Genomic DNA, 21,092 nt, shown 5'->3' with positions numbered 1-21,092 from the left:
AACCTGTGGGAGCGTACCTGTCCGCGAAGAGGCCGCCACATCCGCCCCCTCTCTGGCGTCTGACCAATCGGCTTCGCGGACAGGTCCGCTCCCACAATATATTTGGGCATCGCTGAAACTCCGATTTATCGCAAATCCTGTAGGAGCTGCCGAAGGCTGCGATGCGGTACACCTGACACACCGCGATCGCAGCCTCGTGCTACTCGTCAGCTCCTACAGGTTGCGTGTCCACCGCACATTGCCAGACGACCACAAAACCCGTGGGAGCGGACCTGTCCGCGAAGAGGCCGCCACATCCGCCCCCTCTCTGGCGTCTGACCAATCGGCTTCGCGGACACGTCAACTCCCACGCCCTTCGGGCAGAAGCAGATATGCGGTGCCCATCGCATCAGCGACTTGTTCACTCACTCAACGCCTGCTTGAGGTTGAATTCCTCGGACACGCGTTCTTCCAGCGCCAATTGCCCTTCCAGTTCGTTCAGGTGTTCGAGCATGACCGCCACGGCCTTGGCGTTATCGCCCTGTTCGAGCGCGGTGATGATTTCCTGGTGTTCATCCGATGCGCAGGACGGCACGTCATTACGCTGATACAGCGCCATGATCAGTGAGCTGCGTACCATCAAGTTGGAGAGGATGTCGCTGAGCACCGCGTTGCCGCTGATGTCGCCGAGCAGCAGGTGAAATTCGCTCAGCTCACGGACGATGGCGCGTCGATCGGTATCGCTGGTGGCTTTGCGCTCGTTGTTCATATGGGTGGCAATGCGCTGGCGGTGTTTGCGCATCGCGGCCGGGGTGATGGCGTCGACGATCGCCCGTTCAATGGCTCGACGGGCGCTGAAAATATCTCGCGCCTCCTTGGCCGTCGGCTGGGCAACCATGGCGCCGCGATTGGCTTCGATGGTCACCACTTTTTGCATCGCCAGCCGCTGTAGCGCTACTTGCACATGATTGCGGTTGGCCTGCAGGGTTTCGACGATGTGGGCTTCGACCAACCGGGTGCCGGGCGGCAGGCGATGCTGGGCAATAGCCTTGAACAGCGCATCGGCGATACGTTGCACCTCAAGCTGTTTGGCGGTGACAGTGCTCAAGCCCATCCTTTCCTCTGTTGTCCAGAAAGCCTCATGCCAACACGCAAAGCAGCGGATGACGGGCAATCGGCGGCATTATCCGCCAGCCGCCCACACCCGGCAAATACCGGCTCAATGCTCACCGGCCTGGCCAAGACTCGTGCCCTCGCCTCGCGGATCATGCATGGCGCTGCGCACACCATCGGCGTCAATGGCAATGATCCCCGCGTGGCCAGTCAGAGGACTGCGGGCAGCTATGGTTTCGACCTCGTGCCCCAGCGCTGCCAGCCCCTGAACCGTAGTGGTGCTCATGTCGCCCTCCAGCTTGAGATTGTCAGTGCTGTCGAAAAAGCTGCGACCCAACAGAAAGCGCGGGGTCTGCAGCGCCAGATCGATTGGCTGCTGATAGTCGATCAGCTGGGTCGCCAGGACCATCTGTGTCTGCGGTTGACCATCTCCGCCCTGAGTGCCGAAGAACCACCGCCGGCCATCGTCAGACAGGTAACACGAAGGATTAAGCGTGTGCGCCGGACGTTTGCCCGGAGCCCAGCCGTTGACGTGTTCAGGGTTGGCGTTAAAACCCGCCGCACGGTTCTGCCACAGCACGCCGGTGTCACCCAGAATGCAGCCCGAACCGAAGTCATGAAACAGGCTCTGGATCAGGCAGGCGGTCCGGCCCTGGGAATCGGTGGCGGCCATCCAGGCGGTATCGGCGGGACGTCCCGGCTCATTCCACGGCGATGCACGCTGGTCATTGATTGCATTGGCGTAATGCCGGATCTGCGCGTCGTCGAGATTGGCTGCAAAATCCCAGGGTTGGGCCAGGGGGTCGCACAACTGCTCGTTACGCAGGAGCAGGCCCTGTTTGATGGCTTCAACCAGATAGTGGTAGTAAAGCGCGCTGCCGTTGCCGACGTCGGCAAGCGGTTTGTGTTGCAGTACGGCCATGGCCTGCAAGGTGTAAAGGCCTTGGCACGGCGGCGCCACATTGTAGAGCCGCCCTTCTCGGTACCGAACCGAAACGGGGGCGGTTTCGTGTGCTTGGGTGGCGGCCAGATCCGCTGTCGTCAAGCCGCAACCCAGCCGATCAAATGCTGCGCCGAACGCGTGAGCCAGCTCGCCCGTATAGAAATCCTCGACACCGTGTTTTGCCAGATGACGCAGGGTGTTGGCCAACTCTGGCTGACGCAGCGTATCGCCCTCGCGCAGCCAGCGCCCATTGGTTTTGCACAGACGATGCAGGTCCGGCAATTGCTCGATGAGCGGCTGACGCAGGGTTTGCCAAAACAGATGTGATTGCGAAATCGGGATGCCGGCATCCGCCACGCTCGCGGCGTCTCCCAACAGATCAGCCCAACCCAGTTTTGAGCCCCATTCGTGCCGACTGATGTTTGCCGCAGTCTGCCAACTGGCCATCGCCCCCGCCGTGCTCGCGACCGACGCCGGACCTCGCAAGCTAATGGTTCCGCCCTCAGGCAAGCGCTGACCAGCATGCCCAATCCCCACGATGGTGCGCACCTTGCTGTCGTGGATCATCCATAGGGCGTCCCCGCCCAGCCCGGTCATGTGTGGAAACACCGCTGCCAGCATGGAACTGGCCGCTAACATCGCATCAATGGCAGTGCCGCCCGCGTCGAGAACCCGCATGCCTGCGGCACTGGCGTGGGCATGAGGCGTACAAATCACAGCACGACTGGAAGTGGCGATCATGGTTTCAGAACCTTGGCTTTGCTAGCTATCTGGAAATTTATTGTTAGCAAAGCAAAAAATATGCCCTCCTTGCTCGCCCATAGGCCGTGTCCGGATGTCTTCGTCTGCATCCGTCTATTTGAGCGACTGACAGGTTCCGCTGTTTCCGTTCAAAATTTCTGATAATTCCATAGCATTTGGCTATTCCGCCTTTAGTCACGATTGATTAGGCCGTTGCGCAGAGCAGGCATACCGTGGCCCCTGCCCAAAAGATGGCGCAATGATATTGCACCCTAATCACCCTCTCATACCGAGCCGTAACCATGAAGACCTCCATTTCGCTGAGCGCTCGTATCGGCCTCGGTTTTGCTGCCGTCGTATCGTTGCTGATCGTGATAACTGCCGTCGGTATCCAGAGGGTGGGCTTTATCGATAACACCCTTGAAGACGTCAGTCGTAATGCCGCCAAGGTTCAGCGTTACGCCATTAACTTTCGCGGTAGCGTGCATAACCGGGCGATTGCTCTGCGCGATGCGGTTCTGGTGAACAATGACAAGGATCTTGAGCAGCATCTGGCAGACGTCAGTCAGTTGCAAAAGGCCTACACCGAATCTGCCGCGCCAATGGATCTGTTGTTCGAAGGAAATGGAGTCTCCGCTCAGGAAAAGCTTTTGCTGAACGCGATCAAAGACATCGAACGGCAGACTCTGGCCGCTACCGACTCGCTGATTGCGATGCGTCGCTCCGGAAATATCGCCGGCGCTCAAGCTTTGCTGCTTAACCAGACATCTGCCGACTACAGCGAATGGCTCAAACGCATAAACGCCCTGATTGACCATGAAGAGGCATCGATCAACTCGCAACTGGGCGCTGTGCAGGCCACGGCCAGCCAGTTTCGCGGATTGATGCTCTTGGTCACGGGGGTTGCTTTGTTACTGAGCATTATCTTGTCGGTTGTGATCATTCGCTTCGTCAAATCAACATTGGGTGCAGAGCCGACCGAAGTCGCACAGGCTATCCAGCGTCTGGCAGCAGGCGATCTGCAACAGGAGATCGTGACTGACTATCCACACAGCGTGATGGGAGTGCTGAAAACCGCGCTCAGCCGTTTAGCAGACACCATCACCAAGGTACGTGAAGCCGCTCAGCACGTTACCGAGTCCTCGGCACTGCTATCCGCCACTTCGTCCACCAACAATCAACACATAAGCCTGCAAACTCGCGAAGCAGAGCAGGTTGCGACGGCCATTACCCAAATGGCAGCTACCGCCAGTGAGGTGTCAGGTTACGCCGCCCAGGCAGCAGACGCCGCGCGCTTGGCAGATAACGAAGTCGAAAGCGGTAACCAGTTGGTAGCAGCAACGACTCAGGCCATTGAACAGTTGGCAAGCTCGCTGGAGCAAACCACCAAGACAGTGGAAAAAGTGTCCAAACAAAGCGAACAGATTGGATCGGTCATCGAAGTCATTAACTCGATCGCCTCCCAGACCAATCTGCTGGCGTTGAATGCTGCCATCGAAGCGGCCAGAGCCGGCGAGCATGGCCGAGGATTTGCGGTCGTTGCCGATGAGGTCCGGTCGCTGGCCAATCGCACACAGCAGTCGACACAAAACATCCGGGAGATGATCAGCACGCTTCAAACCGGTACTGATACCGCCGTGCAAACGATGCGCGAAAGCTGCGACCTGGCAGGCGTTACCGTGACGCAAACCCGCAACGCCCAGGGAGCGCTGTCCAAAATCAGTCAGGAAGTGGGCGCGATTAATCACATGAACGCGCAGATCGCCAGCGCCTCGGTGCAGCAAAGCGCCGTGGCAGAAGACGTTGCGGCCAACATTAACCGTATCCATGGATCGACTGTGGAATCTGCGGACGGGTCCCAGCAGATAGCTGTCGCCAGTCAAGAGTTGACCCAGCTGGCGGATCAACTCACGCAGAAGGTCGCGTTCTTCAAAGCCGAAATGGGTTTGAGCAAAGCGTCCTCCAAATAATGACTGCTCAGGGCCTTGATGAGACAAGTCGCGAGTCGCCCAACTAACCCGGATGTGGGCCGACGTCAGCCCTCCTGTCCGGTCAAAGCCCTGCAAATGGTGGCAATGAGATATCATCCATGACTGACGATTTGCCGCTGGAGGCCCCCCATGAACTATTTAGAGCGTGAGCGCAGTCGGCTCGCTGCCGTGCATGCACTCCAATGGCTGGAGAGCGCCGCCCATGGGAACTTTGACCGTATTTGCCGCCTTGCCGCGATCCATTTTGACGTCCCTACGGTGCTGATATCGCTGGTAGAGAAAGATCGGCAGTGGTTTGCCGGGCGTGTTGGCTTCGAGGCCAGTGAAACACCTATCGAACAATCTTTCTGTCGCTATGCCATCAAAGGACAGGGCGTCATGGTGGTGCCGGACGCCTTGCTGGACGCGCGCTTTGTCGATAACGCCTTGGTCGTTAAACCAGGCGGCATCCGATTTTATGCAGGCGCGCCGCTGCGCAGTCGCCACGGTCATACGATTGGCAGCTTGTGCATTATCGACGTAAAGCCGCGCCAACTCCGGCCAGAGGACGTTGTAGCGCTGGAAGACTACGCGCAAATGGTGATGATGCAGATTGAGCACTGCCACTTACTCAAGTATCAGGACGCTACCACTCGCCTTCCTAACTTGAATCAGTTTCTGCTCGACACTCAAGGCCTTGCGCTGAGCAAAAATCAGGTGCAGCTGATGATCGTCATTCGAATCCAGCCCATTCAGGCGGCCGCCGAACTCAGTGTCATCAGCAACGTTGGTGCCCAGCAACTGCTTCGCGAAGTCGCTCAGCGTCTGCGCCATCGGCTGGAAAGTGTCGCCGAGCTTTACCATGTCAGCGAGCTGGATTTCTGCTTGCAAGTGAGCTGCGATTCTCACCGACGAGACAGCCTGTTTCGGGCTTTGCTGGCGCTGATTACCGAGCCGTCGGCAGACCTCTCAGTGCATGTCGGACTGAGTTTTTGTGACAGTGGCCAGCAAACCGCAGCTGCGCTCATGCGCAAAGCCACGCTTGCGGTCGGAGTCGCTATGGATCGTCATGAGCCCTGGGCTGCGTTCGATGAGGCAGAAGATTGCGCACAGCGCAGGGCCCTTGCCCTGCTCAACGATTTCAGCGATTCATTAACCAACGGCGACATCTACCTGGACTACCAACCGCGATTCAGTCTTCAGGATGGACGCTTGCTGAGTGTAGAGGCGCTGATCCGCTGGACACATCCGACATTGGGCCAGATATCGCCGGCTGAATTTATCCCTTTGATCGAAAGCGCCGGCAAGATCAGCTCGGTCAGCCAATGGGTGATCAATCGCTCGCTGGACGATTTGGCTGGCTGGCAGGATCAGGATATTAGATTGGCGATCAACCTTTCACCTCTGGATTTTCGGACCATGGACATAGCGCAGGCTTTGGAAAGCGCCTGTCATAAGAAAGGCATCGCAGCGTCAAGGCTGGAAGTGGAGATTACCGAAGGGGAATGGATGCGATCAGACAAGAGTGTGATCACTCAGCTCAGAAACATCCGTGATCTGGGCGTCGACGTAGCGATCGATGATTTCGGTACGGGCTACAGCAATTTTGCTTACTTGCATGAGATCCCGGCCAATATTCTGAAACTGGACAGGTCACTCGTCACTGACCTGGAGCACAGCCCGCGCAACCGCATCATTACCCGTTCAGTCTTACAGTTGGCAAAAGACCTGGGCTACCGGACCGTCGCCGAGGGCGTCGAAACCTTCCGTTGCATGAGCCTTGTTCGAGAGTTCGGTTGCGAGGAAGCCCAGGGATACTTTCTGAGCCGACCGCTCCCCGTCGCTCATTTCGAGCGGCACTCTCGAAATATCGCCTTGACGTTTGTTTCACCGGCTCCGGTCAACGACGAGTGCTACGCCGCAAGCAACACAGCATCCTGACGGGGTGCTCACAGCTCGGCTGCTTCAGCCGGCCAGGACTCGCCCTCGCGGGCTGAAGCGGGCTGAAACGCGGGCGCCCAAGCATCGTAATGCCCACTGCCGACAACACGTGAACGCCAATGACTGCGACTTTCAACCAATAAACATTTGCACCCACCGCGCCAAGTGTTGCTGCAACTGAGAGCGACAAGCTGCTCTTGGCTCACCACGTACCTGTAGGTCAGTTTTCTTCAATACCTTTCTAGCGCGTGGTTCTACTTTCAGCACTCACTTACGAGCACTGAAGGTTCCAGATGAACGTCGTATTTTCCATGGCCACTTTTGCCCTGGCCTGCTCCATCAGCCCTGGCCCGGTCAATATTGTCTCTTTGGGCTGCGCAGCGCGCTACGGCCTGCGCGCCACACTGCCTCATGTCACCGGCGCTACCTTAGGATTTATCCTGCTGTTCTTGCTGATAGGGCTAGGGCTCAATGAAGTGCTGCGCCATTGGCCGCTGTTGACCCAGGTGATCCGTATCGCTGGCGTGGCATTTCTGCTGTATCTGGCCTATCAGCTGGCTGACGATGACGGGCGGCTGAACACTGAGCAGGAGCAGAACATACCCTCGGCAATTAATGGGGCCCTGATGCAGTGGCTTAACCCCAAGGCCTGGTTAGCCTCCATGGCGGGGATGGGCGCCTTTGTGGCTGACGGCGACGTGCAGATGGTGTGGGTATTCTCCCTTCTGTATCTGGTGATCTGCTGGTTGTCACTTGCCTGCTGGGCCTGGGCCGGCGCCTCATTACGCGGCTATCTGAAGCATGCCGCTGCGGTGCGCTGGTTCAATCGGGGCATGGCCGCAATGCTCGCAGGTTGCGCCGTTTATTTGTTGCTTGAGTAATCAAACCCCGGTATTGCCCAGGCGTAGCGGCAAGCGTGCGTTTGAACAGCCGCTGCAGATGCGCTTGATCTGCGAACCCGACATGGGCCGCGACCTGGGCGATGTCATCGCCGCGGCGCAGGCAGTCGCGCGCCAACTGAAGGCGACAATCAATCAAGAACGCATGGGGCGTCAGCCCGTAGTGAGCCTTGAACGTACGAATCAAATAGGACTGTGAAAGCTGCACTGCCGCAGCGATGTCATCCAGGCAAAGGGGTTGCATGCAGTGTTCGCGGATAAAATCTGCAGCATCGGCTACCTTGCGCAAGCCACTTGTGTCGTGACTGCTAGCCGGCGTCAGTCGTGCAATGAGTCGCTGGAAGAAATCCAGCGTTGCAGCCTGCAGGGTTTCAGGTGTTGTATCGATCCCGGTCAAGGTGCAGTACAGCCTGTCCAAATCGGCAAAAAGATTGGGATCAGTACTGTAATTTTCTTCAAAAGGAACGAACCCCGCCACATCGATACCGCTTCGCCCTTGCAGCGAACCCAGCCAGGCCGCATCAACGTAGAACATCCGATAACCCCACGGCTGGTCGTGCAAAGGGTTACATGCATGTACCACGCCCGGGCTGATGATGACCACGCTGCCACTGGCAATTGGACGGCAGCTATGGCCATGCAGATAGGTGCTCTGCCCCGTCATGATCGCGCCGATAGAAAAGGTCGTGTGGGAATGTCGCCCATGAGTGAAGGTGCGACCGTCCTCGACGTTGCGGACCTCGATATAAGGGACAGCATGGTGACGCCAGTAGTGGGACATAGATGCTCGGATCGTCGAAACACGCTGGGTTGTAGCGTGAAATGATCAGAGCTCGCAAGCACGCTGTGCTCCACGACAAAGCCTCAAAAATCGCCCATCACGCTATGGACAACGACCTCACACTCAAGGATGCGGCGCTGCAGTTGGGGTATATCGATGAAGCGCAATTTGACCGCATCGTCGATCCTCGAAAAATGGTGTCGCCTTACGTTGCCGCCAGCCAGTGAAAGCGTGTTCTAGGTAATGAGCCGCTGATAGGGCAAGGCGAACTCTGGACCCGGCTCTGCCCGCAACGGTCGCTTGGTGTCCGTCCGCGAGTGATAAGCTCACCCAAAGCGACCGCGCTGCGGGCTAAAATTCTGGAGCAGCTATGGCTGTCGAACCTGAAGATGGACTGTTGAAAGGCTCCTGCCACTGCGGGAGGGTGCGCATAGTCGTTTCCCAACCACCGGTTCATGCCATCAAATGCAACTGCTCGATCTGTATTCGACTGGGAGCACTGTGGGCTCATTACGAGGCTGCAATGGTGAGTATTGAAGGGCATCCTCAAAACACCTCGGCCTATGTCTGGGGTAGAGAAACGCTGAAGACGATGCGGTGTAAAACCTGCGGATGCGCCACCCATTGGGAAGCGCTTACCCCGGAGGCAGGCGCCGAGGTCGGTGTTAATTTGAATAACTTTGATCAGCGACTTACCCGGAACACGCCAGTGAAGGTCTTTGACGGTGCGGACACATGGGCCTATCTGGACTGAACTTGCTACACCTTCATGTCTAAAGAGTCGCTAACGGTAGCTCAGGAAACCCATTCCACCGTCTGCAACATGCGTCGGTACGGAGAGTTCGGTTCGCTCATTTCTTTCTGGATCGTAGCGATCAGACATTCGAGAAACTTTTCGGCGGCTGGCCGCAACGGTTGGCCAGCTCTACTGATCGCACCGACCAGGGCGTTTCCAACCGGCTCTCGCAGTGGCAGGGAGCACAGGCCTTCGCGCTGAGCACACACCTCCACCAGCGGCCAGGGAAAGACGCTGAGCATGTCAGTCTCGCGCAGCAGGCTGAGCATGATGGAGAGCGAATGCGCGAAATGCACATGCCCCGGCGCCACGAATTCCCCGTCATGTGGCGTCGATAGAATCCAGTCCGCAAAGGCCAACTCATCCAGTGAACGACAATCTGCCAGCGGATGCCCACGCCGCGCTACTACGGCGCAATCGGCGGTAAACAGCGGGACATAATTGAGATCAACGTTGGAGCACTGGCTGTCGAGCCGGCCGATGAACAGATCCAGACTGGCGTCGCGCAGACGCGGATACGCAATCGATGACAATCCCTCGTGGAGTTCCAGTTGCACGTGGGGGAAGCGTGCGCGAAAAATCATGGTCACCTGAGGCAGCAAGGTCATCGCGAGCCACGGCGTCACCGCCACTGCCAGACGGCCCGTCAGTTCGCCTTTGCAGTCAGCCACCACATGACTGGCACTGACCATCTGCGCCACCAGCAGCCGCGCCTGTACCAGCAAGCGCTTGCCGGCGTCAGTGAGGTCAATGCCGGAGGTGTTGCGCACCAGCAGTTGCAGCGAGGTCTCGGTTTCCAGCTTCTGGATAGCCTTGGTCACGGCCGCCGGTGATGTATCCAGTCGTTTTGCAGCGCCTCGAATACTGCCCGCTTCGGCCACTGCCACCAACGCGTTGAGCTGATAGAACTTCATGATGTCTGCCTGTTAACCCTGGGTTGCCGCGTTCAGCGCCGTTTGTCTTGTGGCCGTTTCTCGACGGCCTATGCTCAAGCCATGCCCGTGAAGCCGCCCGCACCACAACGAAGCGCCCTGCTCCACGCTAAAGCGGTGAGCAAGGCACACAAGGCGCCGCACGCCCCACCGCTGACCTGCCGGTCCAGCAACAGACCGACTATGGAAGATTCTTGCCAATGCCGCACGTGACCCGCCGATTACTGCCGATAGAAGCCCAAATGCGTGAATTGCGTCAGCGCATCCACGCCAATCCGGAACTCGGCTATCAGGAATATGCCACCAGTGAACTGGTCGCCGAACGACTGCTGGCATGGGGCTACGAGGTGCACAGAGGACTCGCGGAAACCGCGGTGATTGGCACCCTTAAAAAGGGTAGCAGCTCTCGGATACTCGGGCTGCGCGCGGACATGGATGCGTTGCCGATTCTGGAAAAGACCGGCCTGCCCTACGCGAGCACGGTGCCCGGCAAGATGCACGCCTGCGGGCATGACGGTCACACCACCATGCTACTTGCGGCGGCCTGGGCACTGGCGCATGACAGCGCGTTCGACGGCACCGTGAGACTGATTTTTCAACCTGCCGAAGAAGGCCTGGCCGGCGCGCGCCGAATGATCAGGGAGGGAATGCTGGAGCGGTTCCCGTGCGACGCCCTGTTTGCCATGCACAATATGCCCGGCTACCCGCAAGGCAAGCTGGGATTTCGGGCCGGGCCTTTCATGGCGTCGGCGGATCAAATCACCGTGACCGTCCAGGGCCACGGCGGCCACGGCGCCATGCCCCACCAATGCGTCGACCCGGTGGTGGTCTGTGCAAGCATCATCATGGCGTTGCAGACCATCGTTTCGCGCAATGTGTCGCCCCAGGAAATGAGCGTGATTACGGTGGGGGCTATTACGGCAGGCAAGGCGTCCAACGTCATACCGGACAGCGCAGAAATGCTGATCTCCGTGCGCGCGCTGAACAATGCCGTGCGTGATCGCCTGGAAGCGCAGATCAAACGTTTGATTCACGCTCAGGCCGATGCATTCGGCGCCACCGCCGAGGTTCATTACAGTGCTGATTACCCGCTGCTGGTCAATGATCCCGCCATGACCGAGTTCGCCACTCAGGTGGCAATCGACTGGCTTGGAGAAGATGAGGTACTGACCGATATTGCGCCGTTCAACGGCAGCGAAGATTTCGCCTGGTTCCTTCGAGAACGTCCCGGCTGCTATCTGATCATCGGTAACGGCGAAGGTGAGAAGAGCTGCATGATTCATGACCCCCGCTATGACTTCAACGATGACAACCTGATGCGCGGTGCTGGCTACTGGATCAAGCTGACTGAGGCCTTTTTGTCAGTGCGTGACCAATGATTTCCCATTCCAACCGACTCTGATGAGGCTTCTATGCTCCGACTGAACCTGCACTATGCTGCCCTTCTCACCGGGTTGTTGATGGCCACCACGAGCCAGGCGGCAAGCGTGATCCGCTTTGGCGTCGACCCCAGCTATCCGCCCTTCGAACAGAAGCTGCCGGACGGTTCGCTGAGTGGTTTCGATATCGATCTGGGCAATGCGTTGTGCGCGCAGATCAAAGTGCGCTGCGTCTGGGTCGAGCAGAACTTCGACGGCATGATCCCCGCACTAAAGGCGCAGAAATTCGACGGGATTCTCTCAGCGTTCAGCGATACGGAGGCGCGCCGTAAACAGGTCGATTTTAGCCAGCGCCTGTACGTTGCGCCCTCCTCGCTGATCGTAAAAAAAGGGGCCGGACTGTTGCCGACTGCGGCATCACTCAAAGGTAAATCGGTGGGGGTCGTCCAGGGCTCGCTTCAGGAGAGCTACGCCAAATCAGAGTGGGCACCGGCTGGGGCGATCGTCCACTCTTATCAGACTCAGGATCAGGTGTTCATGGACTTGATATCCGGCCGTCTGGATGGATCTTTCCAGGCATCCGTGCAAGGTGACATCGGCCTGTTGCAGAAAGACCAGGGCAAGGACTTTGCTTTCGCGGGCGAACCCATCACCGACAAGAGCATCATTGGTAACGGCGTGGCGATCGGTATTCGCAAGAACGATACGGCCCTGCGCGACAAGATCAACGCGGCGATCGTCGCGCTGCGTCAATCGGGTGAGTATGACCGCATCGCGAAGAAGTACTTTGCCTACGACGTATACGGTGAGTAAGGCCATGACCGCATTCGCACCCACCGACGGGGATTTCAACGCCAGCGAATTAGGCGATGCCGCCCGGCGCTTTTTTCTTGAACACGGCGCGCTGTGCATTCGCGGCGCATTGACCAAAGAACAGGTCGAGCAACTGAAAACCGGCATCGATCAGAACCTTGCACAGCCCAGCCCTCGGGCCAAGGTGGCGAGCAGCGCCGACGATCCGGGGTGGTTTTTTGAGGACTTCTGCAACTGGCAGGATAATGAGCAGTACCGCAGCGTTATCCATGATTCAGACTTGGCCGCCATTGCCCAGCGTCTACTGGCTAGCAAGCAGATTCGGCTTTATCACGATCACCTGTTGGTCAAGGAACCCAACACCCGACAACGTACGCCCTGGCATCAGGATCAGCCGTACTACAACATCACAGGCTCCGACACGATCAGCTTCTGGATTCCGGTCGATCCGGTTGCGCAGGCCTCGACGCTTGAATTTGTTGCCGGCTCCCATAAAGGACCGTGGCTGATGCCTAGGTCCTTCATGGACAACCAGGCCAAGTGGTTCGCCGAAGGCTCTCTTGCCGATCTTCCGAACATCGAAGAACACCGTGAAGACTTCCCGATTTTAGGCTGGGCCTTACAGCCGGGGGATCTGGTGTGCTTCAACATGCTCACCCTCCATGCGTCTGCCGGCGTGGGCGGTGATCAGCGACGCCGTGCGTTTTCAGTACGCATGCTCGGGGACGATGTGCGGCATGCGCCACGGCCATGGATCACCTCGCCCGAATTTCCCGGACTGCGGGAAAGCCTGGCCGAAGGCGCCGTTATGGACCACCCTCTTTTTCCAGTGATCTACCCGAATCGAGTGAGCGCCGGCCGATAGGTTTCGAGCGCGCACTATACGGCTGTGGCGCAGATGACCAGCTTTATCAGCCACGCATTTATGCCGGGGTGCGTTGCTCGTTTTCCAAAGCAACGGCATCAGCCCCAGCGGCAATTCGCATCGGCGAGGTTGGGTCGTTTGCTGCACGCCATACCGCCTCAGCGACATCTTGAGCGTCGGTGACTTCGGCTGGCTGCGCCCACTCGGCAAAAATCTGCTGCGCCAGATCAGAGTAAGCCTCTGGAATGCTGCCCTGCATTCGTGGTTGTGCATTCTTACCGAAGTCGGTCGCGGGAGCTCGCCCCGGCAGCACCAGACTCAACCGAACATCGAACGGTTCAAGCTCAAGCGCAAGCGACTCGGTGAACGCATTCACCGCGCTTTTGCTCGCGGTATAGATACTGAGCAGCGGCAGTGACTTTATCGTCACGCTTGAGGTGACGTTGACGATAACCCCGGATTTACGCTGCCGAAACTGCGGCAGGAACGCCTGAATCATCGCCATGGTGCCAAAGGTGTTGGTCTCGAAAATGCCGCGGATCGCTTGCATCGAGCTGCCTTCCAGCGCCCCGAGTAAACCGATACCGGCATTGTTGACCAGCACGTCGATCGGCCCGGCAGCCAGTACCGCCCCTTGGATACTGCTTGGGTCGGTCACATCCAGAGCAAGCACACGAAGGTGCTCGGATGCTGCAAAGAGTTCCTCGTCTGGTGTGCGCGTGGTCGCGATGACCTTCCAGTCACGCTCAAGAAAATAGCGAGCGGTGGCCAGGCCAAAACCTGAAGAGCATCCAGTGATCAGCACAGTTTTCATTGGTGGGTCCAGTGGGCGGTTGACAGGAATGCAACGATAGGCTGTCGTGCCCGGACTGACTATCATCGCCAGTCCGCTAATCTTTCGCAGGAGTCCGAAATGTTTGATCCACTCGCGCAGGTCGTTACGCTCCTGCAACCGGGGGCCTCGTTTTCCAAGGTGGTGAGTGGCGCGGGAGCCTGGCGTGTGCGCCGGTCGGTGTACGGCCAACCGTTTTATTGCGCGATTCTCGACGGTGGTAGCCGACTGTCAGTGGCCGGGCAGCCTGCGATCACCTTGCAGGCTGGCGATTTTGTGCTCATTCCGGCCGCCTACGACTTCACGATGATGAGCCTTCAGCCGCTGGCGGATGGGGACGCAGACACTCTTCCCGTCGAGGTGCGGCCACGTGACATTCGTGTTGGCCTGCGAGACATTCCGCCCGATGTTCAATTGTTGGTAGGCCACTGCACGTTCGGTTCTCCGGATGCCGCGCTGCTGGTATCAGTGCTACCCCAACTGATACATGTTCGCGGCGAACGCCGGCTGGCAACGCTGGTTGAACTCGTGACCGAAGAGGCGCGCGGGCAGTGCCCGGCGAGGGATGTCATCCTTGCACATCTGTTGGAGGTTCTGTTCATCGAAGCTCTTCGCTCCACTGCAACCGAAGCTGCGCCGGCCGGGCTGCTGCGCGGACTCGCCGATGAACGTCTGGCTGTCGCGATACGCCAAATGCACGAACATCCGAGCCAGCCATGGACTGTGGCGCAGCTCGCCAGGGAAGCTGCTCTATCCCGCTCCACCTTTTTCGAACGTTTCAAGCAAGCATTGGGCATGGCGCCGATGGCGTATTTGTTGACCTGGCGAATGGCGCTGGCAAAAAACCTGCTGCGTGGTCGAGACGACAGTATTGCCGAGATTGCGCAGCGGATCAGTTACAGCTCCGTGAGCGCATTCAGTGTTGCGTTTACGCGCTATACCGGGCTTACACCTGGACGCTATTCGCGGGACGAAATCGCTATATGAATGCCTATGAAATGAACACACACTCCGCATAACTCCTGCTATGCCGCGACACAGAGCTCAGTATTTACGGATACCGGATTTGACATTCCAAGAGGAAGAGTGAATGAGATATCGTGTTGAGCTGCCGATTCGCTCAACATGCCAAGGAAGCCAATGCTCACTTCACTCATATCGAATGGTCAGCCCCAAACACTTGCCCCGTCGGAACTGATTGCCCCCTGGTGGAGTTTTACGAAAACGGTCCTGGCTGCAACAGCGCTGTCGTTGGTACGTGACGGGCTGGTCAGATTGAACGACTCAGTGTTTGATCAGCCTTTCACGTTACGCCAGCTGTTGCGGCATGAGGCAGGTCTGGCTGATTACGGCGAACTTAAGGAGTATCACGCCGCCGTTGCGAACAGTGAGCCAGCCTGGTCGGCAAATGAAATGATGCAGCGCCTTGACGGTGCTCGACTTCGATACAGTCCTGGAACAAGTTGGCGGTACTCGAATGTGGGCTACATGCTCATCGGCAGGCTGATTGAACGGCTGACTGACCTGACGCTTGAGGACGCGGTGATTCAACGGGCACTTTCCCCTCTGGGCCTGTCGAACGTTCGCTTTGCTAAAACGCGCGCAGACCTACAAACGAGCTATCTTGGAAGCTCCTCAAATTATGACCCTGCATGGGTTTACCACGGCTTGTTGATCGGCCCAATTTCACAAGCCGCGCTGTTTCTGGATCGCCTCTTCTGCGCAGAGCTTCTTCCCATGGGTTTGCTTCAGGACATGCAAGCAGCACGAACATTGGGCGGCCCGATTCCCGGGCGCCCATGGATCACGCCGGGCTATGGCCTTGGTGTCATGCAGGGGTCGATTGATGGCGGATATTCCCTATGCGGGCACACTGGCTGCGGGCCAGGCAGTGTCATTGCTGTCTACCGTATGTGCGACGGCGATGTATCGGCTAGTTGCGCTGTTTTTGAGGCGGGCGCCACAGAAGGTGCCGTCGAAGCCATCGTTGTTGGACAGCTGACGCACATTCTGCGGCAGGAGGCTGTAGGCGTCTAAGCCCTTGGCGTCGGCCTCATGATTCGCCGGATGACCGCTATGGGTCGAGCACCCATGACGTCCATCCATGACAGCCGTTCACACCCGCTGTGACTGAAATGCTGTTTTGCTGTTCGCCAGGCTCATCTACTCTGCTTTCACCCCGGACACCCCAGGATTCGGGGACTCCGATCACAGACCGTGGAATGAGAACGATGAGCACGCCCTCCAAGCCAGACGAACTCGCTATTCCCTATCAGCTGCCACAGGTGCCCTACATGACGCCAGACATGGTGCATGCCGGCGTCCTCACCACTTGGCTCGAAGACGACAATCTCTGGGTACCGGTGACCAGCACGGTCTCGTTCAAGCCGTTGCTGCTCAGCACCACCGGGGGTTATTACATCAACTTGCTGCGGGTTCGCCAAAGCGGTGTCCTCTCCCGTCATCGCCACAGCGGCGGGGTCCACGCACTCGTCCTGAAGGGCCGTTGGTATTACCTGGAACATGACTGGGTCGCCGATCAAGGTTCGTTCGCCTATGAGCCACCGGGGGAAACCCATACCCTTTTCGTACCGGAAGACGTCGAGGAAATGGTCACCTGGTTCCACGTTCAGGGCGGCTACACCTATGTCGATCCGCAGGGCGTTGCGGTGGGTTACGAGGACGTGTTTACCAAGCTGGAAGCTGCGCGCAAGCACTACAAATCGTTGGGCTTGCCGGACAACTACATCGAGCAGTTCATCCGCTGACATGTGCCCATCAGGCACAGGTCGAGCGACTTGTTCGCGGGTTCGAATACTGGCAGGCTGCGTGCCAACCGTAGCCTGCCGTGAGCGTTTCGATGGATAACTACTCACAAATGCTCGCCTTCGTGTGGGCAACCGAACATGGCAATTTCACTGCTGCGGCGCGGGCGAATGGCCTGACCCCGTCGGCGGTGAGCAAACTGATCACTCGGCTCGAAGACCGATTGCAGGTGCGACTTTTTCAGCGCGGCGCGCGGACCCTCACGCTGACTGAAGAAGGCTCGGCCTATCTGGTCAGCGCAAGAGCTGTGATCAATGCCATGGCCGAGGCCGACTCCCTGGCGCAGGCGTTTCCCGAGCGGGTCAGTGGCTCGTTGCGTGTCCACACGATGACGACGTTCGCCAAGCACCAGATTTTGCCCTGGCTACCCGAATTCCTCGCGACCTATCCCGGCCTGAACGTCGATCTGCAGGTGGGGCCACAGTACGTGGACCTGTTTGATCAGGGGCTGGACGTTGCCATCCACAGCGGCGGGCTGCCCGACTCATCGAGAATCGCGCGCAAAATTGGCGAAAGCGCCTGGATCACCTGCGCGTCGCCCGACTATCTCGCCCGCAGGGGTACGCCCGTTCAACCACATGATTTGCTTGGCCACGACTGTTTCAATTTTGGTTTTCACAGCGCCTGGAATACCTGGCAATTCCTCGACAGCGAGGGCGCGATAACCACCGTACCGATTGCGCCCAAGGCGGTGTTCGCTCAAGGCGATCTGCTACGGGAAATGGCGTTGGCCGGTGCGGGAATCGTCAAGCTGGCGCAGTTTCACATCGGCGCGGACATTCAGCTAGGAGATCTGATCCCGCTGCTGAGTGAATTCAACCTGCCGGGGACCGAGCCCCTCTACATGGTCTATTCGAACAGGAAGCATCTGAGCCCGAGAATTCGAGTCTTCCGCGACTTTCTCGAGCAAAAACTGAAGGAAAACCCATGGGCATAATGTGCGCTGGCCACTTCATCAAAACGTGGGGGGCGACACGGCGCTGACCACCACACAGACTTCCTCGAATGGGTTGCGCATGCGATGGGGCAAGCGGCTGTCGAAGTAATAGGCATCGCCCGGCGAGAGGATTCTGACCTCATCGCCGACGGTCATTTCCAGCCGCCCTTCGATGATGATGCCGCCCTCCTCGGCTTCGTGTGAGTAAAGTTCTTCGCCTTCCTGCCCGGTGTCGGCGCCGGGTTCGTAGCGCTCGTGAAGAATCATCATCGAGCTGTTGGTCAGGTTGGCCCCTACCTGACGGTAAGACAGCATTTTGCCGTCGGCCAGTTCCACCAGGTCGTTTGCCTTGTAGAACACGGCGCGATCGACCACGGCCGAATCTGAGAAGAACACGCTCAACGTGACGTTCAAGGGTCTGAGCAGGCGTTTGAGAATACTGACCGAGGGGCTGGATTTGTCGCGTTCGATGATCGACAGCGTGGCGTGGGGAACACCTGCCAGCTCGGCCAGGCCACGGATCGACAGGCCCCGGCTTTGGCGCAGAGCCTTGAGACGCTCACCGACCGACGCGGAATCTTCGCCCGCCGTTTCGTCTTCGGGCAGCTCTTCCGGCGCGTGGGGGTTGCGGCTGATCGCCGGCGTATCTGTCACGGTTTGTTCCTCGAATGAACTCGGCACGTGGTGGCGGCGCGCAGGCGCATGCCGGGAGCCCGAATACGTTACGGCGCACCACGTTGGGTATTTCGCACCAACGCGCTTCACCTGACAAGCGCAAAAGTTACAGCGTATGACCGTCCTTCACCTGATCGGAACGCCACAATCGGTTCGATAAGTCTTGAACGGGTAATCGCTGCGGCTGCCAACTATCAAATTTCAGGCATGAAAAATCAATCGCTTACCGGTGATCCGGGCGATTTTCAGAATTAAGGGGCGAACGAAAATAAAACTTGCTTCGTAGATTTCGCAGTGGTAAAAATTTTTACCACCCACACAAAACATCTGCGTCGAGGTTCCACATGCACAACAAGCATAAGCCGTGCCACGCTCTAGCCGCTCTCGCGTTTGCCTTCGCCGGGCTTGCCGCTGCACAGTCTGCAAGCGCCCGTGATCTGACCATCGTCTCCTGGGGAGGAAACTTTCAGGACGCGCAACGGGAGATTTTCTTCACACCGTTTGGCCAGCAGACCGGCAAGAAAGTGCTCGACCAGAGCTGGGATGGCGGCGTTGGCGTGCTCGACGCCAAGGTGAAAGTGGGCAACCCGAACTGGGATGTGGTCGAAGTGGAAGCCGAGGACCTGGCGCTGGGTTGTGATTCCGGGCTCTACGAAAAGATCGACTGGGCCAAGGTCGGCAACAAGGCCGACTTCATCCCTGAGGCCGTGAATGACTGCGGCGTCGGCGCGATCGTGTGGAACACCGGCGTGGCGTGGGACGCTGACAAGCTCAAGACCTCCCCGACCTCATGGGCCGATTTCTTCGATACCGGCAAATTCCCTGGCAAACGCGGCCTGCGCAAAGGGCCGAAGTACTCGCTGGAGTTCGCCCTGATCGCCGACGGCGTAAAACCAGCCGACGTCTACAACGTGTTGCGTACGCCTGAAGGTGTGGACCGCGCGTTCAATAAGCTCAACAGCATCAAATCCAGCATCGTCTGGTGGGAAGCCGGCGCTCAGCCGCTGCAGATGCTGTCGGCCGGCGATGTGGTCATGAGCTCTGCCTACAACGGCCGCATTACGGGCTTCAATCGCAGCGAGGGTAAGCACTTCAAGTTCCTGTGGAACGGCAGCGTCTCAGCCATCGACTCCTGGACCGTACTCAAAGGCAGTGAAAACAAAGCCGCTGCGATGGATTTCATCGGTTTTGCCAGCAAGCCTGAAAACCTGTCCAAACTGCCGAAGTTCATCGCCTACGGCCTGCCGAACAAAAAGGCCAACGAGCTGGTTTCGGCAGAGCTGAAAGCGGACCTGCCGACCGCGCCAGACAACCTGGCGGTTGCCTTGCCACTGGACGTCGAATTCTGGGTCGACAACACCGAATCGCTCACCGAGCGCTTCAACGCCTGGATCGCCCAGAAGTAAGCATCACGACTGGGTCGCGCCTTTCCTGCCGCCCGCTTCAGGGTGGCAGCACCACACTCAATGACCGCCATGTCGCGCCTGCCGCAACGTGCCGGTCGACGGTTGCTCCTTCATTTTGCGTGAACAGGCAGATGAGTGGCGAAGATCGAACCTGCCTGTTCCCTGATGAGGGCTGCGTCATGAAACACCTGGTGAGCTTCAAGAACATCCAGAAAACCTACGACGGCTTTCGTCCCGTCGTGAAAGATCTGAACCTGGACATCAAGGAAGGGGAATTCGTCACCCTCCTCGGCCCTTCCGGCTCCGGCAAAACCACCAGTCTGATGATGCTCGCCGGCTTCGAAGCGCCGACCCGGGGCGAGATATTTCTCAAAGACCAACCGTTGCACAACCTGCCGCCGCACAAGCGTGATATCGGCATGGTGTTCCAGAATTACGCGCTGTTCCCGCACATGACTATCGAGGAAAACCTCGCGTTCCCGCTGTCGGTGCGCAAGATAAATCGCATCGATCGCGTCGAAAAGGTTCGTCGCGCGCTGGACATGGTGCGACTCAACGATTTTGCCAAACGCTATCCGTCGCAGTTGTCCGGGGGCCAGCAGCAGCGCGTCGCCCTGGCGCGAGCCTTGGTGTTCGAACCCAAGCTGGTGTTGATGGATGAGCCACTCGGCGCCCTCGACAAACAGCTGCGCGAACACATGCAGCTGGAGATCAAGCACCTGCACAAGCAACTGGGGCTGACCGTGGTTTACGTCACTCACGACCAGAGCGAGGCGCTGACCATGTCCGACCGCGTCGCTGTATTCAACGACGGCATCATTCAGCAGATCGACAGCCCTGCCGCCATTTACGAAACCCCGACCAAAAGCTTCGTCGCCCAGTTCATCGGGGAAAACAACACACTCATGGGTACGGTGTTGTCCCAGGACGCCACTCACACAACGGTGCGTCTGAAGGACGGCAGCCAGATCCAGGCGGTGACCGTGACGTTGATCCAGCCAGGCGAACCGGTCGCGCTGTGCATCCGTCCGGAGCGGGTCATCGTCAGCGCTGCGGGTACCACGCCGTTGGCCGCCCGCATTCGCGAGTACATCTATCTGGGCGATCACGTGCGAATGATCGCCGAAATCGCCGGGCAGCCCGACTTCATGATCAAGCTTGCAGCCACGAAAATGGACAGCAGCTGGACCGTCGGCAGCACCATTTGCCTCTCCTGGGCGCCCGAGCACATTCGTGCGCTCGACGTCATTGCGCACTGAGGCGA

The 21,092-nt window shown here is 58.3% G+C and carries 20 protein-coding genes and 2 pseudogenes; 16 read left to right on the top strand and 6 right to left on the bottom strand.

What is annotated here, in order from left to right:
• Window positions 1-400 precede the first annotated feature (400 nt).
• Together ACWKWM_RS23310 and ACWKWM_RS23305 are read right to left on the bottom strand one after the other, a co-directional pair.
• Entirely contained in the window at window positions 401-1,093 is a 693-nt protein-coding gene (locus tag ACWKWM_RS23310; protein ID WP_483848401.1) for a GntR family transcriptional regulator, read from the bottom strand.
• 105 nt (window positions 1,094-1,198) lie between these two features.
• Window positions 1,199-2,776, bottom strand: coding sequence for a gamma-glutamyltransferase family protein (locus ACWKWM_RS23305; RefSeq protein WP_483848400.1), 1,578 nt, complete (start codon window positions 2,774-2,776; stop codon window positions 1,199-1,201).
• A gap of 302 nt (window positions 2,777-3,078) precedes the next feature.
• Here ACWKWM_RS23305 and ACWKWM_RS23300 point away from each other — a divergent pair.
• The 5 genes and pseudogenes from ACWKWM_RS23300 to ACWKWM_RS23280 all read left to right on the top strand — a co-directional run.
• Window positions 3,079-3,588: pseudogene (locus ACWKWM_RS23300) on the top strand (MCP four helix bundle domain-containing protein); the annotation flags it as partial.
• A 72-nt stretch (window positions 3,589-3,660) separates the two neighbouring features.
• Window positions 3,661-4,746: a methyl-accepting chemotaxis protein gene (locus tag ACWKWM_RS23295; RefSeq protein ID WP_483848497.1), complete on the top strand. Its 1,086-nt coding sequence runs from the start codon at window positions 3,661-3,663 to the stop codon at window positions 4,744-4,746.
• Between the two features lie 150 nt (window positions 4,747-4,896).
• Window positions 4,897-5,301, top strand: a pseudogene (locus ACWKWM_RS23290) (GAF domain-containing protein); the annotation flags it as partial.
• A 171-nt stretch (window positions 5,302-5,472) separates the two neighbouring features.
• Entirely contained in the window at window positions 5,473-6,687 is a 1,215-nt protein-coding gene (locus tag ACWKWM_RS23285) for a putative bifunctional diguanylate cyclase/phosphodiesterase (RefSeq protein ID WP_483848496.1), read from the top strand.
• Between the two features lie 293 nt (window positions 6,688-6,980).
• The gene (locus ACWKWM_RS23280) at window positions 6,981-7,568 is read left to right on the top strand and encodes a LysE family translocator (RefSeq protein WP_483848399.1); all 588 of its coding nucleotides are present in this window, start codon (window positions 6,981-6,983) and stop codon (window positions 7,566-7,568) included.
• Here ACWKWM_RS23280 and ACWKWM_RS23275 read toward each other — a convergent pair.
• The gene (locus ACWKWM_RS23275) at window positions 7,510-8,367 is read right to left on the bottom strand and encodes a helix-turn-helix transcriptional regulator (protein ID WP_483848398.1); all 858 of its coding nucleotides are present in this window, start codon (window positions 8,365-8,367) and stop codon (window positions 7,510-7,512) included. The two genes, ACWKWM_RS23280 and ACWKWM_RS23275, sit on opposite strands and share 59 nt — an antisense overlap.
• Window positions 8,368-8,408: 41 nt before the next feature.
• Here ACWKWM_RS23275 and ACWKWM_RS23270 point away from each other — a divergent pair, with 41 nt between their 5' ends.
• Complete coding sequence (locus ACWKWM_RS23270; RefSeq protein WP_483848397.1) at window positions 8,409-8,594, top strand: hypothetical protein; 186 nt, start codon at window positions 8,409-8,411, stop codon at window positions 8,592-8,594.
• A 143-nt stretch (window positions 8,595-8,737) separates the two neighbouring features.
• Window positions 8,738-9,121, top strand: coding sequence for a GFA family protein (locus ACWKWM_RS23265; RefSeq protein WP_483848396.1), 384 nt, complete (start codon window positions 8,738-8,740; stop codon window positions 9,119-9,121).
• Window positions 9,122-9,162: 41 nt separating this feature from the next.
• Here the strand turns inward: ACWKWM_RS23265 and ACWKWM_RS23260 are convergent, their stop codons facing one another.
• Window positions 9,163-10,077, bottom strand: a complete 915-nt coding sequence (locus tag ACWKWM_RS23260) for a LysR family transcriptional regulator (RefSeq protein WP_483848395.1) — start codon at window positions 10,075-10,077, stop codon at window positions 9,163-9,165.
• A gap of 218 nt (window positions 10,078-10,295) precedes the next feature.
• Between ACWKWM_RS23260 and ACWKWM_RS23255 the strand changes: the two genes are divergently transcribed.
• Genes ACWKWM_RS23255 through ACWKWM_RS23245 form a run of 3 tightly spaced genes read left to right on the top strand, consistent with a single transcriptional unit; the run spans window position 10,296 to window position 13,152 of the window.
• Window positions 10,296-11,474, top strand: coding sequence for a M20 aminoacylase family protein (locus tag ACWKWM_RS23255; protein WP_483848394.1), 1,179 nt, complete (start codon window positions 10,296-10,298; stop codon window positions 11,472-11,474).
• Window positions 11,475-11,507: 33 nt separating this feature from the next.
• Window positions 11,508-12,287 carry an ABC transporter substrate-binding protein gene (locus ACWKWM_RS23250; RefSeq protein WP_483848393.1) on the top strand — a complete coding sequence of 260 codons (780 nt, stop codon included), beginning with the start codon at window positions 11,508-11,510 and terminating at the stop codon, window positions 12,285-12,287.
• A 4-nt stretch (window positions 12,288-12,291) separates the two neighbouring features.
• Window positions 12,292-13,152, top strand: coding sequence for a phytanoyl-CoA dioxygenase family protein (locus ACWKWM_RS23245; RefSeq protein WP_483848392.1), 861 nt, complete (start codon window positions 12,292-12,294; stop codon window positions 13,150-13,152).
• A 58-nt stretch (window positions 13,153-13,210) separates the two neighbouring features.
• On the opposite strand, the gene ACWKWM_RS23240 is transcribed toward ACWKWM_RS23245, so the two are convergent.
• Window positions 13,211-14,104 carry an SDR family oxidoreductase gene (locus ACWKWM_RS23240; protein ID WP_483848391.1) on the bottom strand — a complete coding sequence of 298 codons (894 nt, stop codon included), beginning with the start codon at window positions 14,102-14,104 and terminating at the stop codon, window positions 13,211-13,213.
• Between ACWKWM_RS23240 and ACWKWM_RS23235 the strand changes: the two genes are divergently transcribed.
• The 4 genes from ACWKWM_RS23235 to ACWKWM_RS23220 all read left to right on the top strand — a co-directional run bounded on the left by ACWKWM_RS23235 (window position 14,066) and on the right by ACWKWM_RS23220 (window position 17,747).
• Window positions 14,066-14,971, top strand: a complete 906-nt coding sequence (locus tag ACWKWM_RS23235; RefSeq protein ID WP_483848390.1) for a cupin domain-containing protein — start codon at window positions 14,066-14,068, stop codon at window positions 14,969-14,971. The two genes, ACWKWM_RS23240 and ACWKWM_RS23235, sit on opposite strands and share 39 nt — an antisense overlap.
• 153 nt (window positions 14,972-15,124) lie before the next feature.
• Window positions 15,125-16,021, top strand: a complete 897-nt coding sequence (locus ACWKWM_RS23230; protein ID WP_483848389.1) for a serine hydrolase domain-containing protein — start codon at window positions 15,125-15,127, stop codon at window positions 16,019-16,021.
• A 194-nt stretch (window positions 16,022-16,215) separates the two neighbouring features.
• A complete protein-coding gene (locus ACWKWM_RS23225; protein WP_483848388.1) occupies window positions 16,216-16,752 on the top strand; it encodes a 2,4'-dihydroxyacetophenone dioxygenase family protein in 537 nt (178 codons plus the stop codon).
• 92 nt (window positions 16,753-16,844) lie between these two features.
• On the top strand, window positions 16,845-17,747 hold the full coding sequence (locus ACWKWM_RS23220) for a LysR family transcriptional regulator (protein WP_483848387.1): 903 nt from the start codon (window positions 16,845-16,847) through the stop codon (window positions 17,745-17,747).
• 18 nt (window positions 17,748-17,765) lie between these two features.
• On the opposite strand, the gene ACWKWM_RS23215 is transcribed toward ACWKWM_RS23220, so the two are convergent.
• Window positions 17,766-18,401 (bottom strand): cupin domain-containing protein, encoded by a 636-nt coding sequence (locus ACWKWM_RS23215; protein ID WP_483848386.1) that lies wholly within the window; start codon window positions 18,399-18,401, stop codon window positions 17,766-17,768.
• A gap of 365 nt (window positions 18,402-18,766) precedes the next feature.
• Here ACWKWM_RS23215 and ACWKWM_RS23210 point away from each other — a divergent pair, with 365 nt between their 5' ends.
• Window positions 18,767-19,828 (top strand): ABC transporter substrate-binding protein, encoded by a 1,062-nt coding sequence (locus tag ACWKWM_RS23210; protein WP_483848385.1) that lies wholly within the window; start codon window positions 18,767-18,769, stop codon window positions 19,826-19,828.
• A gap of 179 nt (window positions 19,829-20,007) precedes the next feature.
• Entirely contained in the window at window positions 20,008-21,087 is a 1,080-nt protein-coding gene (locus ACWKWM_RS23205; protein WP_483848384.1) for an ABC transporter ATP-binding protein, read from the top strand.
• The last annotated feature ends 5 nt before the right edge of the window (window positions 21,088-21,092 follow it).

Source organism: Pseudomonas rosaeacicularis, from assembly GCF_057128745.1.
Note: the sequence above shows the minus strand (reverse complement) of the source record. Positions and strands in the feature narration are given on the sequence as shown.